This is a genomic window from Brenneria goodwinii, from assembly GCF_002291445.1.
Lineage (GTDB): Bacteria > Pseudomonadota > Gammaproteobacteria > Enterobacterales > Enterobacteriaceae > Brenneria > Brenneria goodwinii.
The window spans coordinates 3,639,454-3,652,526 of record NZ_CP014137.1 but is presented as its reverse complement, the minus strand read 5'-3'; the positions used below and the strand labels follow the sequence as shown (position 1 = coordinate 3,652,526).

Sequence of the window (13,073 nt, the reverse complement as noted above, 5' to 3'; positions counted from 1 at the left end):
GGTGGCTCCTTTTCCTATCTATATCTCAATCCCACCTATGACGATTTCAGTTCCAGCGCAGCCTCAAGCCTGATATCCCGCGACGAGGAACCTATCTGTAGACTAAATTGCCCTGGTTCCGCCACCCAATCCGCTTGCTCGGTGCTGTAATAGGCAAGCGCGCTCAATTCAAGCCAAAAACTGACCGTTTTCGCTTCTCCTGGCTGTAACTCAACACGACTGAACCCTTTTAATTCGCGCAGCGGCCGTTCGATGCGGGAATGACTATCATGCACATAGAGTTGGACAACTTCCGCCCCGGCGCGGGAACCGGTATTGCGGACCTGCAACGTGACGTTGGCGATCTGCTTTCCTTTATTGACGGTTGCAACGGCTAATTCACTGTACTCGAAAGTGGTATAGGAAAGGCCGAAGCCGAAGGGGAATTGCGGTTGCAGGTTATTTTTATCGAAATAGCGGTAGCCGACATAGATCCCTTCCGCATAGTTCACCTGCAAGTTCTCTCCGGGATAATTGCCATAGGCCGGCGAGTCTTCCCAACTTACCGGAAAGGTCAGCGGTAGCTTTCCCGATGGATTGGCATCGCCGAACAGAATCGAAGCCAATGCCTCGCCGCCCGCCTGTCCGCCGTACCACATGTTCACCAGGCCGGATATGTCCGGTAACCATCGGCTTACCGTCACCGGACTGCCGGTATTCAACACCACAATAGTATTCGGATTGACGCCGGCGACCGCCTGAATCAGCGTGTCCTGACCCGGGGGCAAATCCATCGCGCTTATATCAAAACCCTCTCCCTCCAGTTTGGGATAGCGGCCAACCACCACTATCGCCACATCAGCATTCGCGGCCAGGTCTGTCGCGTTCTTCAACTGCCGCGCCCGAGCCAGCGTATTATCTTCACGCGGATCCTCGCCAGCCATGGACACGCCCAGCGCATAGCGCACGTTGACGTCGGCGCCGGCGCGTTGCCGGATGGCATCAAACGGCGCGATCGCCGTTTTCGGCTTCACCAGCGAACTGCCGCCGCCTCCGGTACGGGCTACGCCGGCGTTGGGCCCAATGACGGCAATCGTTTTGATGCGATCGGGATCCAGCGGCAATATTCCTCGCTCATTTTTCAGCAATACCATGCTTTCGGTCGCGATTTGACGCGCCAGCGCCTGTTGAACCGGCGTATCCAACTCGCCGCCGCCGGCAGGCTGATGATCAAATAATCCGCTTAAAAATATCGCTCTTAAAATGTTGCCGGCATGATCGTCCACCTGATCCTGAGATAGTCTTCCCGCCTTAATCTCCGCCAGCACCCGCTCGGCGGTGAGCCAGCCGCCTCTGGCATATTCGGCTTCGGCCCGCGGACTATCAAGAAACCGTTGCCGGGCGGCGCCACCGGGCATTTCCAAATCAAGGCCCGCGTTCAGCGGCGCCAGGGTGGAGTACGTGCTTCCCCAGTCGGAAATGACAAACCCGCGAAATCCCCACTGGCGGCGTAAAATATCATGCAGCAAGGGTTTATTTTCGGAAGCATGCGCGCCATTGACCTTGTTATAGGCCGACATCACGCTCCAGACGCCGGCCTCCTGAACGGCGGCTTTGAAGGCGGGCAGATAGATCTCATGCAGCGCGCGTTCATCCACCGTGACATTGACGCGGCGGCGCTGAAACTCCTGATTATTGACTGCCAGATGTTTGACCGACGCGATCACGCCTTCACCCTGAACGCCGCGAATATAGCCCACCCCCATCCGGCCGGCCAAATAGGGGTCTTCGCCATAGCCTTCAAAGTTACGCCCCCACAAGGGCAGACGGCTGATATTGACCGTCGGCGCCAGCAGCATGTTACGCCCCAGCGTTTTTACCTGTCGGGCGATGGCCTGTCCCTGACGTTCAGCCAGGGCGGTATTCCAGGTTGCGGCCAATGCTATTCCGACCGGAAAGGCGGTCGATAATATTTTCACGGCATCGGCGTCGGGACGATTGGTTTCCGCCGAGCTGCCCGTCCAGGCTCGTACTCCCACCGGCCCGTCAACCATCTTGATGGCGGGAATGCCCAGACGTTGGATGGCGGCGCTTTCCATCCAGCCGCTGCCGCTGAGCAGGGTCGCTTTTTCCTCCGGCGTCATCCGGGCCAGCAGATCCTGTACTCGCTGTTCCGCCGGCAAGGCAGGATTCTTATATGCTGGAAGCGGTGACGGAGGATCGTTATTTATTGCGCTGAACGGGGTGGGGTGGGTCATGCCTGTTTCCTAATTGTCATCAGTCGATGATATATATTCGAAATTAAATATACTCGTCATACTTCAAGTCGCATGTGTGTTGGCTGCATGACTCGGTCCTTCCCTTGCCGCGTGACCCAGCCTGTGGCGTCGCCCCTTCGGGGCCAGCGCAAGCGCTGTTCAAAACGCCATGCGTTTTGTCCTGCGACTCGAATTATTTAGAGTATGAAACTTAACGCTTGGATCTTAACTTTTTGACGTTATTTCTTGAATTGAAACAAACGCTACAATTTTTAATATATCATTGTTTTTTATCCATCATATCGAGTCTCTTATTGCTTATATTATATAACCTAATGCTAAATATGAATTTTGATTTCTATTCGCTATGCTAGGATTGCAATTCCAGAGGATTAACGTCGTTCATAGAAACTTAATATAATGATAAGCGAAATAAATAAAACCGTTTTAACGGTATTGGCCGTGTCCCTTTTATTGGTCGCGCGCGGTGTTTGCGCGCAATCGAACGAGGAAGTCATTCACGGTTGGACTTCATCGAGCGAATCAGCCGCGGTGCGGGTCTATGCGGAAGCGTATAATCAAGCCGGAGGGCATTGGGTCGATACCGCCATTGCCGGCGGCAGCAACGCCAGGACGCTTGGGATCAATCGCATCGTGGGCGGCAATCCGCCGATGGCGATGCAATTTTCTATCGGGCGCCGATTTGATGATTTAATCGACGCCGATCTCCTGACGGATTTGCAGAGCGTTGTGGACAAGGAATATTGGAAGAAAGTCCTTTATAAACCGGTTTATCAGTCAATTAGTCGTGATGATAAAATTTATGCCGTTCCCGTTGGACTTCACGGCCAAAATTGGCTGTGGACAAATAATGAGTTATTTCAGGAAGCAGGATTAAGCATACCAAAAAATTGGTCTGAATTAGTTGAAGTCGGCCGGGAATTTAAAAAACGCGGCGTTATCCCTTTGGCTGTCGCAGGCGTGCCAATATATGAGCAGAATTTATTTAATGCGGTGTTGTCGAGTTATGGCGGCGCCGATCTTTATCGGAAAATATATATAGAACATGATATTGACGCCATTAAAGGTGAAGCATTCGCCCGCGTCGTAGCGTTATTTGACTCCCTGCATGAATTGGTGGACGCCGGCAGTCCCGGCCGCAGTTGGAGCGATACCACAGCCCTGATTATCCATAAAAAGGCCGCCATGGAGATTATGGCCGACTTCGCCAAAGGCGAATTCTTCGCCGCCGGTAAACAGGTGGGTAAAGATTTTGAATGCAATCTGCTTGGTTCGGAATTCATTTTCAGCGGCGATGTTTTTATCTTTCCGCGCACTGCCGATAAAGCGCAACAGGCGGCCCAGCAGCGTTTGATCAATGTGGCTTTCGATCCGGCTAATCAGGTCGCGTTTGCCGCGCAAAAAGGCTCATTGCCGCCGCGCGCCGATGCTGATGTGTCATCGCTGGATATCTGCGCGCAGAAGGCGCATGCCGTGCTGCAAAACCCGGAAAATCTGCTGGGCGGCGTACCGGTATTATTGTCGCCGCAAACGCTGGGTGATCTGCAAGACAACGTGAGCCGTTTCTGGAATCGAAATATTGATGCCGAACGTTTTATCTCCCAGTTTGCCGATATCATCGCGCAGGAAGAATAATATGGATCGGCGGCGGACATGGCGGAAACAGTTTTCCCTGGCGCTGGCGTTATCGCCGATGCTCATCGTGGTGCTTGTCGCTTATATCGGCTCGATACTCTGGACCGTACGCCTGTCGATGACCAATTCACGGCTGCTGCCGACGGATGATTTCGTCGGCCTGCTGCAATACCGGCGTCTGTTCGCCAACGACCATTTTTATCAATCGGTTATCCATCTGGCGATGTTTGGCGCCGTATACATTATCGGCTGTCTGGTGCTGGGATTTTTACTTGCGGTCTTTATCGACCAACAGGTACGCGCGGAGAGTACGCTGCGCGCCATTTTTCTATTACCGCACGCCTTGTCGTTCGTGGTGACCGGCGTGATATGGCAGTGGCTGTTTAACCCGGACTTCGGTATTCAGCAAATAGTCCGTGACCTGGGGTTTGGCGATTTTCGCTTTGACTGGCTGGTGCAGTCCGACAGAGCCATCTATGCCATCGCCCTTGCCGGCGTATGGCAATCCGCCGGATTGGTGATGGTGATACTCCTGGCGGGCATCCGCGGAATCAATGAAGATCTGTGGAAAGCGGCGCGGGTCGACGGTATTCCCAAATGGCGTTACTACACCCGGATCGTGCTGCCGCTGATTCAGCCGATGGTGGCGACCGCGCTGGTTTTACTGGTGGTGGCCACGTTTAAATTGTATGACCTGGTGGTAACCATGACCCACGGCGGGCCCGGCGGCGCCACCGACGTGCCGGCGACCTTTATTATGGATAACCTGTTCGAGCGCGCCAATGTCGGCAGGGCGATGGCGGCCGCGACCATGCTGCTGCTTATGGCGATCGTGGTTCTCTCGCCATGGATCTATCTGCGCACCTTCAAAAGAAAACGATAATGACTACCCGTTTCCCTATTTACGCCGGCCGGCCGAGAAAGCGTTCAACGGCGCGCCTTGGCATCTATCTGTTTTTAGGTATTTCGGCGCTGTTTTTTCTGTTGCCGGTGTTGGTGATGATCAACACCTCGTTGAAACCGCTGGATGAAATCAGGCCGGGCAGCCTGCTGGCGCCGCCGCTGCGGCCCTCTTTCGACGCCTGGCATGCCGCCTGGTCGAGCGCATGTACCGGTTTGACCTGCAACGGCATACAGGGCGGTTTTATCAATTCGATAAAAATACTGGTGCCATCGGTGTTTTTCTCGGTGCTGGCCGGCTCCTGGATCGGCTATACGCTGACCTTCTGGCGTTATCGCTGGTCGGAGCTTTTTTTCGCGATACTGCTTGCCGGCGCCTTTATCCCGTATCAGGTATTTTTATATCCCCTGGTCAGGGTCTTTTCCTACAGCGGCATTTATAACTCGATCGCCAGCGTCGTGATCGTGCATATCATCTTTGGCTTACCTATCGTCACGCTTCTATTCCGTAATTTTTATGCTTCACTGCCGGTGGAGCTATTCAATGCCGCGCGGGTCGACGGCGGCGGGATCGTGACCATTTACCGGCGGATTATTCTACCCATGTCGACGCCCATGCTGGTGGTGGCTACGCTGCTGCAGGCGACCGGGATCTGGAATGACTTTTTGTTTGGCTTAACATTCGCCGGGCGAGACAACTACCCCATGACCGTGCAGCTTAATAACATCGTCAATAGCGCGGAAGGCGGGCAGGCGTACAACGTGAATATGGCGGCCACGTTATTAACCGCGCTGGTGCCGTTGCTTCTCTATCTGGTTTGCGGCCGTTGGTTGGTTCGCGGCATCGCTTCCGGCTCGGTAAAAGGATAAACATGGCATCGCTCTCTTTCAAAAATCTGACGATTACCTATGGTTCACAGGATATCATCCGCGATCTGAGCCTGGAGATTAACGACGGCGAATTCCTGGTGCTGCTCGGTCCTTCGGGATGCGGCAAATCCACGTTGCTTAATGCCACCGCCGGCCTGACCGATGTTAAGTCCGGCGAAGTCTGGATTGGCGATCGCAATGTCACCTGGGAAGAGCCTCGCGATCGCAACATCGCCATGGTATTTCAGTCTTACGCGCTCTATCCGCGCATGACCGTCAGGCAGAACATGTCGCTCGGTCTGGAACTGGCGAAGGTGGCGCGTAAAGAGATCGTGGCGCGGGTAGCCGAAGCCGCCGCGACATTGCAAATTACCGATCTGCTCGATCGCCGGCCGGAACAACTTTCCGGCGGGCAACGCCAGCGCGTGGCGATCGGCCGGGCGCTGGTCCGCCATGCCAATGTATACCTGTTCGACGAGCCGCTCTCCAACCTTGATGCCCAACTTCGTAATGAGCTGCGGCTGGAGATCAAACGGCTGCATAAACAGCTGGGGACGACGATGATTTATGTCACCCATGACCAGATAGAAGCGCTGACGCTCGCCGATCGCATCGCGGTAATGAAAGATCAGGTTATTCAACAAATCGGCACGCCGGCTGAAATATATCACCGCCCGGCTAATCTGTTTGTCGCCGGATTCGTCGGATCGCCGAAGATGAATTTCCTATCAGGCCGCTTTACCCAAAGCGGCGGCCATGCCGCTTTCGCCTGCGGCTCCCGGCTTATTTCACTCGAAAATTATGCATTCCAGCAGATGCCGCAAGAAAATCAGCCGTTGATACTAGGGATCCGCCCGGAGATGCTTTTGTCCAAGCCGGGTACGGACGGCTGTTTGCCCAATTTGACCGTCGAACTGATTGAACCCATGGGCGCAGACACGCTGGCGTGGTGCCGGGGCAAGGATTTCACGCTGGCATTCCGCAGCCATGAGGCGCAGCCGGATGACGTGATTACCTTATGGTTTGAATCACGGAGCGTCGCCGTTTTCGATCGGCAAAGCGGGCATCGCCTATAGGTTTTTACCCGCGATACCCCGTCATACTTCAACTTTTTCCCGGCACAGCCAGCGCGTTGATGTGTTCTGCAAAACATCACGCTGCTGTCTGGAGGGCGGCCGATCGCTGACCACGTAGTGAAAATCGGCAATACCGCCGTTTTGGCAAAGGGCTGAGCGGCCAAATTTGGTGCCGTCTACCACCAGCACCTTTATCGCGGCGCCGGCCAGCAACGCATGGCGCGCCATGACCTCGTCATCATTGAAGTCGTAAAGCTCTCCCGCTTCTCCCATTCCCCCCACCGACACCACGCCTATCGCCACCCGATAGCGGCTGAAAAACGCCAACGCATCGCCGCCGATGATATCCAGATCCCGTTTACGCACCTGTCCGCCGGCCACGGTCAAGTCGCAGTCGGGCAACTGGCTGAGCGTTGCCGCCGCATGCAGGTTATTGGTGAACACGGTCAACCGGATATCGGCAGGCAGGGCGCGAGCCGCCATCTCAACGGTGGTGCCCGTTCCCAGAAAACAGCTTTGATATTCGCCAAGCAGCGCGGCGACCTGTTCCCCAATCCAGCGTTTACCCGCGACATTGACGATTTCCCGCTGCTGATAGCCGATATTCTCCCGGGCGAAAGGCGCCACCAGACCGTGCCGACGCAGCAGCAGACCCCGTTCGGTCAGTTCCCGCACATCGCTGCGCACGGTCTGTAGCGATACGCCGAAATGTTCGGCCAACTGCTCAATACTTTGCGCTCCCTGTTCGGTTACCATCATGGTAATCGCGCGGCGGCGTGCTTCCGGTGTCATTTTTCTCTCCCTGTACTGATACCCTGCGGAATACTACATCGAAAGTATTAAGTTATTACTACGAAATTGGCTGGTCATATTTTTGTCAGATATCCCTGTTTTAATCATCACAACGAAAACCAGGGGATAGCCGACATGTATAAGAAAATGACGTTTGCCGCGTTGATGCTGGCGATGCTTAGCGCTTCCGCAGTTGCGAAAACCACACTGATGCTTTACACCAGCCAACCCAATGAAGATGCCCAGATGACCGTCAACGCCTTTGAGCAGGCGCATCGGGATATCAAAGTGAACTGGATCCGCGACGGAACCACCAAACTCACCGCGCGCCTGCAGGCCGAACTGGCCGCCGGCGGCGCTGCCCCGGATGTGCTGCTGATCTCCGACAGCGTGACGATGGAGTCGCTCAGGCAGCAGGATCTGCTGGCGCCGTACAAATCGCCGGAAGCGACCCGCTACGATCCCTCGCTCTATGATGCCGAGGGCTATTACTACGGCACCAAGCTCATCACCACCGGAATCGCCTATCATCGTCAGGCGCCGGTCAAGCCCGCTTCATGGCAGGATCTGCTCAAACCTGAGCTGAAAAACATGACTACCATGCCCAGCCCGCTGTATTCCGGCGCCGCGCTTATTCATCTGGCGACGCTGACGAATGATCCGCAGCTTGGCTGGGACTATTACCAGAAGCTGAAAGAGAATGGCGCCATGCCCCAGGGCGGTAATGGCGCGGTGCTGAGCGCTATCTCATCCGGCAGCAAAGCCTACGGCGTACTGGTGGATTTCATGGCGATCCGTGAAAAAGCCAAAGGCGCGCCGATTGAGTTTCTGTTCCCGCAGGAGGGCGTAAGCATTGTGACCGAACCGGTCGCGATGATGAAGAAAGCCAAAAACTCCGAAGCCGCCAAAGCCTTTATCGACTTCGTACTGTCGGAGCAGGGGCAGCAACTGGTGCTGAAACAGGGCTATCTGCCGGCACGCGCCGATCTGCCCGTACCGGAAGGTTTCCCTCCGCGCGACCAGATCAAACTGATGGCATTCGATGCCGGCAAAGCGTTGGCCGAAGCCGAGCAGAACAAACAACGCTTTAGCCAACTGTTCGGAAGCCACTAAGTCATGAGTAGTCTTACGATGCGCTATCCTTCCAGCGGCAACCCTCCCAGAGGGTTGCTTTGGTTGTTACTGGGGCTGGTTACGCTACTTAGCCTGCTGCCTAGCCTGCGCTTGTTAATCTCGGCGCTGTTCGACTGGCATCTGGGGGGGAACAGCAGCCTGTGGCGGGTGCTGTCCAGCCAGTCCACCTGGGTTGCGCTGTACAACAGTTTATATACCAGCGGCATGGGAACCTTACTCTCTGTGCTGCTGGGCAGCCTGTTTGCTTTCTGCCTGGCGCTGACCGATATTCGCGCTAAAAAGCTCTGGATATTTTTGTTTATGCTGCCGATGATGATCCCGCCGCAGGTCACGGCGCTAAGCTGGCTGCAACTGCTTGGCCCCAGCAGCATTCTGCTGAACAGTCTGGGCATGGCGCCGACGTTTGGCAGCCCCAATCCGCTTTATTCCGCCGAAGGCATCGCTCTGTTGCTGGGCATCCAGCATGCGCCGCTGGTGTTTCTGGCGCTGCGCACCCAGTTGCTCTGCCTGCCCAAGGAGCAAATCGAAGCCGCGCGCCTCAACGGCGCGTCCCTGTGGCGGGTGTTCTGCGATATCGTCCTGCCGCTGTGCCGTACCGCGCTGTGGGCGGGCGGGGCCATCGCTTTCGTCTCGGCGTTGGGCAACTTCGGTATTCCCGCCATGCTGGGCATTCCCATTTCCTACTTTGTGCTGCCAACGCAGATTTACCAGACGATGGCCGGCTTCGGCCCTTCCATGATCAATCAGGTTGCGGCGCTGTCGGTACTGATGGGCATACTGGCGGTAGGGATCGTGATATTACAGGGGCGATTACAGCAGCGTCATGCGTTGCCGCTTATCGGTATGGCCGGCCGCGCGCTGGCTTTCCGGCTTGGCGCCTGGCGTTGGCCGACGGAGCTGATACTGGGCAGCGTGCTGTTTATGATCCTGGCGGCGCCCCTGTTGGCGTTAATCGCCACCTCGCTGGTGCCGACGTTGGGCGTGCCGCTGAACGCAGAGACGCTGACTTTCGCCGCCTATGGCACCATGCTGGAAGAGCAGAGCGCCACCTGGCGCGCCCTGACCAACAGTATGCTGTTATCCGTTTCAGCCGCCGTTGTTTTGATGATTCTGAGCCTGCCGCTCGCCTATCTGCTGGTGCGTTACCCCAGCCGCCCGCTGCGCTGGTTGCATAACGCGATCGATATTCCTTACACCTTGCCCGGCGTGGTGCTGGCGATTGCGTTTATTCTGCTGTTCGCGCGGCCGCTTCCCATCGTGGATATCACGCTGTACGGCACGCTGGCGATCATTTTTCTGGCGTATCTGGCGCGCTTTCTCACGGTGTGCCTCAAGCCGGTTCATAGCGGCATGTTGCAGTTGGATCCGGCGATGGAAGAGGCGGCCAGCCTGGCCGGGGCCGACTTTTCGCAACGGCTGCGCCATATCGTCCTGCCGTTGCTGGCGCCGGCGGCCTTTGCCGGCGCATTACTGGTTTTTCTGACCGCGGTCAACGAATTGACCGTCTCGGCTCTGCTGTGGAGCGCCGGCAGTGAAACGCTCGGCGTGGTCATTTTCAATCTGGACGAAAGCGGCAACAAGGTGCTGGCCTCCGCGGTTTCAGTGATGGTGGTGGTGCTGGTCGCGTTGGTCATGTTACTGCTAAGCGGTTTGGGCCGCTATCTTCCCAAAGGAGTTATCCCATGGCAGAGCTGAAACTGGAACAGGTGAGTAAATGGTTCGGCGAGCAGGCCGTGGTGCGCGATCTGAGCTTAACCATTCCCGAGGGCGCTTTCACCGCGTTGCTGGGGCCCAGCGGCTGCGGTAAAACCACGACCTTGCGCATGATGGCCGGGCTGGAACAACTGAGCCAGGGACGGCTGTCGTTGGGCGATAAGATCCTGGCCGATCGGCAGCGCCATCTTCCCCCCGAAGAGCGCAATATGGGGATGGTGTTCCAATCCTATGCGCTGTGGCCGCATATGACGGTGGCGGAGAATGTGGGTTATCCGCTGAAGCTGAAGAAGGTGAATGGCGCCGCCCGGCAAAAACGCATTATGGAAGCGCTGGACGCGGTTGAACTCGCCGCCTGCGCCGACCGCTCCCCGCAAGATCTCAGCGGCGGGCAGCGTCAGCGCGTCGCGCTGGCCCGCTGTCTGGTGTCTGAACCGCAGGTGATGCTGCTGGATGAACCCTTAGCCAATCTGGACCGGCATCTGCGCGCCACCATGGAACAGACCTTCCGCGATTTTCATCGGCGCACCGGCGCGACCTTTGTCTACGTCACCCACGATCAGGCGGAGGCGATGGCGCTGGCCAGCCATATCGCGGTGATGCATCAGGGGGAACTGATGCAGTGGGGGTCTCCTCAGCAGTTGTATCAATATCCGCAGAATGCCTGGGTCGCGCGCTTTATCGGCAAGGGCAGCATATTAACGCTGCCGGTGGCCGATAATGCGGCTCGATTGGACGGCGTTCAACTGCATCATGGGTTGGAACAGCCGGCGGCGACCTATCCACACCGGCCGATCCTGATTCGTCCCGAACATGTGGAAATTGCCGCCAGCGGCGTCGCCGCATTGGTAGAGAGCTGCATCTATCAGGGGGAACGCTATCTGCTGCAACTGCGGCTGAGCGACGGCCAGCCGCTCACCGCCTATCATCATTCCCCGGTGAATGAGCGGCAATCGGTCGCGGTACGCCTGCATCAAGGCTGGCGGCTGGAGGCGGCATGAGCGTCGATATCAATATTCTCAGCGGTCTGCACGGCAAGGCGCCGGCGGCCATACTGGTGACCACGCCGTCGCAGCGCATTTTGCTTGACGCGGGCGGCGAACTGGAGCCCGGCACCGAACCCTGGCCGATACCCGACGATCTTGATGCGGTGTTACTGAGTCACGATCATGAGGATCACATCGGCGGCCTGATGCGCTTGCCGCTGCAGACGCCAATCTATTGCACCGATATCACGGCTCAGTCGCTGCCCGTAGGGATGAATGTGCATCGGATCCCGGTGCGCGGGCAGTTCCGTCTTGGCGCATTGACCGTCACCACCGGCAGTTGCGGCCATGCCTACGGCGGCGTCTGGTTTCATCTGGATCTGCCCGGCGGACTGTTTTACAGCGGCGACGTCAGTCTGGAGTCGGCGCTGTTCCGTTTTGATCGCCCACCCGCGGCGCAGACCGCGCTGGTGGATGCTTCCTATGGCCTGTATGACGCCGCCCAGCATCAGCAGCGGGAAACGATACTGGCGCAGCTGGTTCGGCCTACGCTGTGTCCGGTGCCGCCTTCCGGCCGCGCGGTGGAGATGGCTTTGCTGCTGGCGCGCCGGAATGCCGACGGCTTTACGCTGGATGATCCCTGCCGGGCGATGCTGGAACGGATGGCGGAGTTTGACGACGGGAGTTTGCAACCCGGCGTACAGGATGAGCTAAAACGGCTGGCTCAGACATTGCCGCCTTTCTCATCGGCAATACCTGTACTGCTGGCGGGCGATCCGGATGGACAGAGCGGCGCCGCCGGCGCGCTGCGCGCCCGGCCCGGTTTCGGCCACCGCGTGCTGTTCACCGGACACCTCAATCAGCATGCCCAACGGCAGCGGCAGGCGGGCGAGATCGATTTCTGCCGCTGGAACGTCCACCCCACGCGGCACTGTCTGCAACAGCTGGCCGCGATGCTGGAATGCCGCCGTCTGGCGCCGTTGTTTACGCCGATTGGCGCCACGGCGGATTGGCGGCGGGCGTTGGCTTGCGACATTATGGATAGCCCCGCTATCAGGATGGGATGATGAATTTGATCTGCAAACCTTTTGTTTTCCTGCGCCACGGCGAAACGCCGCTTAACCGCGATCGGCTCATCGGCGGACGCACCGATGTGCCGCTGACGGAAAACGGCGAACAGCAGGCGCGGAACGCGGCGCCTCACTTGGCGAATCATACCTGGAGCTGCATCGCCGTCAGCGATAAGCTGCGCGCCCGGCAAACGGCGGCGCTGGCGCTTCCCGGATTACCCAAACTGATCGTTCCCGATCTGCGCGAACGGGATTGGGGCGATCTGGAGCTCCGGCCCTACGCGGAACAGCCGCCTTATGAACAGACGCCGCCCGGCGGCGAATCCTGGGACGACTTCTGCGCGCGCATTACCGGCGCGCTTAATCAACTGCTGCAACAATACGACACCCCGTTGGTCGTCGCCCATTCCGGCGTGTTTCGCGTACTGAATACGCTAGCCACCGGCTCGCCTTACGGGCCGCGTATCGGCAACGCGGTGCCGATGTGGATCATGCCCGGCCATTCTCCCGGCGACTGGACGATCATTCCGTTGGATCAACGGGATGGTAATTAAGGCGTTATTTAACGTTTACCGTGATGGAGAGTTGGCGTCGGGTGTTGGGATTCTGCGGCGCCAGCCATACTCATACTTCTGGCCG

Annotated in this window: 11 protein-coding genes; 9 read left to right on the top strand and 2 right to left on the bottom strand. The window is 57.4% G+C overall.

The window, feature by feature from the left end; translation table 11 throughout:
* Positions 1-35: 35 nt before the first annotated feature.
* Entirely contained in the window at positions 36-2,237 is a 2,202-nt protein-coding gene (locus tag ACN28R_RS16230; RefSeq protein ID WP_095834948.1) for a glycoside hydrolase family 3 C-terminal domain-containing protein, read from the bottom strand.
* A gap of 462 nt (positions 2,238-2,699) precedes the next feature.
* On the opposite strand from ACN28R_RS16230, the gene ACN28R_RS16225 reads away from it, so the two are divergent.
* From ACN28R_RS16225 to ACN28R_RS16210, 4 genes are read left to right on the top strand one after another with little or no spacing between them, the layout of a single operon-like run.
* Positions 2,700-3,893 (top strand): ABC transporter substrate-binding protein, encoded by a 1,194-nt coding sequence (locus ACN28R_RS16225; protein ID WP_183096827.1) that lies wholly within the window; start codon positions 2,700-2,702, stop codon positions 3,891-3,893.
* Position 3,894: 1 nt separating this feature from the next.
* A complete protein-coding gene (locus ACN28R_RS16220) occupies positions 3,895-4,776 on the top strand; it encodes a carbohydrate ABC transporter permease (protein ID WP_048636372.1) in 882 nt (293 codons plus the stop codon).
* Positions 4,776-5,663 (top strand): carbohydrate ABC transporter permease, encoded by an 888-nt coding sequence (locus ACN28R_RS16215; protein ID WP_095834947.1) that lies wholly within the window; start codon positions 4,776-4,778, stop codon positions 5,661-5,663. The genes ACN28R_RS16220 and ACN28R_RS16215 overlap by 1 nt, the downstream gene beginning before the upstream one ends.
* Before the next feature lie 2 nt (positions 5,664-5,665).
* Positions 5,666-6,739 (top strand): ABC transporter ATP-binding protein, encoded by a 1,074-nt coding sequence (locus tag ACN28R_RS16210; protein ID WP_095834946.1) that lies wholly within the window; start codon positions 5,666-5,668, stop codon positions 6,737-6,739.
* Between the two features lie 21 nt (positions 6,740-6,760).
* On the opposite strand, the gene ACN28R_RS16205 is transcribed toward ACN28R_RS16210, so the two are convergent.
* Positions 6,761-7,531, bottom strand: coding sequence for a DeoR/GlpR family DNA-binding transcription regulator (locus tag ACN28R_RS16205; RefSeq protein WP_095834945.1), 771 nt, complete (start codon positions 7,529-7,531; stop codon positions 6,761-6,763).
* A 135-nt stretch (positions 7,532-7,666) separates the two neighbouring features.
* Between ACN28R_RS16205 and ACN28R_RS16200 the strand changes: the two genes are divergently transcribed.
* From ACN28R_RS16200 to ACN28R_RS16180, 5 genes are read left to right on the top strand one after another with little or no spacing between them, the layout of a single operon-like run.
* Positions 7,667-8,644 (top strand): ABC transporter substrate-binding protein, encoded by a 978-nt coding sequence (locus ACN28R_RS16200; protein ID WP_095834944.1) that lies wholly within the window; start codon positions 7,667-7,669, stop codon positions 8,642-8,644.
* A 3-nt stretch (positions 8,645-8,647) separates the two neighbouring features.
* The gene (locus tag ACN28R_RS16195) at positions 8,648-10,360 is read left to right on the top strand and encodes an ABC transporter permease (RefSeq protein ID WP_095834943.1); all 1,713 of its coding nucleotides are present in this window, start codon (positions 8,648-8,650) and stop codon (positions 10,358-10,360) included.
* Positions 10,348-11,379, top strand: a complete 1,032-nt coding sequence (locus ACN28R_RS16190) for an ABC transporter ATP-binding protein (protein ID WP_095834942.1) — start codon at positions 10,348-10,350, stop codon at positions 11,377-11,379. The genes ACN28R_RS16195 and ACN28R_RS16190 overlap by 13 nt, the downstream gene beginning before the upstream one ends.
* Positions 11,376-12,431: an MBL fold metallo-hydrolase gene (locus tag ACN28R_RS16185; protein WP_095834941.1), complete on the top strand. Its 1,056-nt coding sequence runs from the start codon at positions 11,376-11,378 to the stop codon at positions 12,429-12,431. The genes ACN28R_RS16190 and ACN28R_RS16185 overlap by 4 nt, the downstream gene beginning before the upstream one ends.
* The gene (locus tag ACN28R_RS16180) at positions 12,431-12,988 is read left to right on the top strand and encodes a histidine phosphatase family protein (protein ID WP_095834940.1); all 558 of its coding nucleotides are present in this window, start codon (positions 12,431-12,433) and stop codon (positions 12,986-12,988) included. The genes ACN28R_RS16185 and ACN28R_RS16180 overlap by 1 nt, the downstream gene beginning before the upstream one ends.
* Positions 12,989-13,073: the final 85 nt, after the last annotated feature.

Bases quoted from the DNA above. Each gene is read 5' to 3' on its own strand.
- ACN28R_RS16205 (WP_095834945.1), bottom strand. From the start codon at position 7,531: ATGACACCGGAAGCACGCCGCCGCGCGATTACCATGATGGTAACCGAA.
- ACN28R_RS16200 (WP_095834944.1), top strand. From the start codon at position 7,667: ATGTATAAGAAAATGACGTTTGCCGCGTTGATGCTGGCGATGCTTAGC.
- ACN28R_RS16180 (WP_095834940.1), top strand. From the start codon at position 12,431: ATGAATTTGATCTGCAAACCTTTTGTTTTCCTGCGCCACGGCGAAACG.
- ACN28R_RS16195 (WP_095834943.1), top strand. From the start codon at position 8,648: ATGAGTAGTCTTACGATGCGCTATCCTTCCAGCGGCAACCCTCCCAGA.
- ACN28R_RS16230 (WP_095834948.1), bottom strand. From the start codon at position 2,237: ATGACCCACCCCACCCCGTTCAGCGCAATAAATAACGATCCTCCGTCA.
- ACN28R_RS16210 (WP_095834946.1), top strand. From the start codon at position 5,666: ATGGCATCGCTCTCTTTCAAAAATCTGACGATTACCTATGGTTCACAG.
- ACN28R_RS16215 (WP_095834947.1), top strand. From the start codon at position 4,776: ATGACTACCCGTTTCCCTATTTACGCCGGCCGGCCGAGAAAGCGTTCA.
- ACN28R_RS16220 (WP_048636372.1), top strand. From the start codon at position 3,895: ATGGATCGGCGGCGGACATGGCGGAAACAGTTTTCCCTGGCGCTGGCG.
- ACN28R_RS16190 (WP_095834942.1), top strand. From the start codon at position 10,348: ATGGCAGAGCTGAAACTGGAACAGGTGAGTAAATGGTTCGGCGAGCAG.
- ACN28R_RS16185 (WP_095834941.1), top strand. From the start codon at position 11,376: ATGAGCGTCGATATCAATATTCTCAGCGGTCTGCACGGCAAGGCGCCG.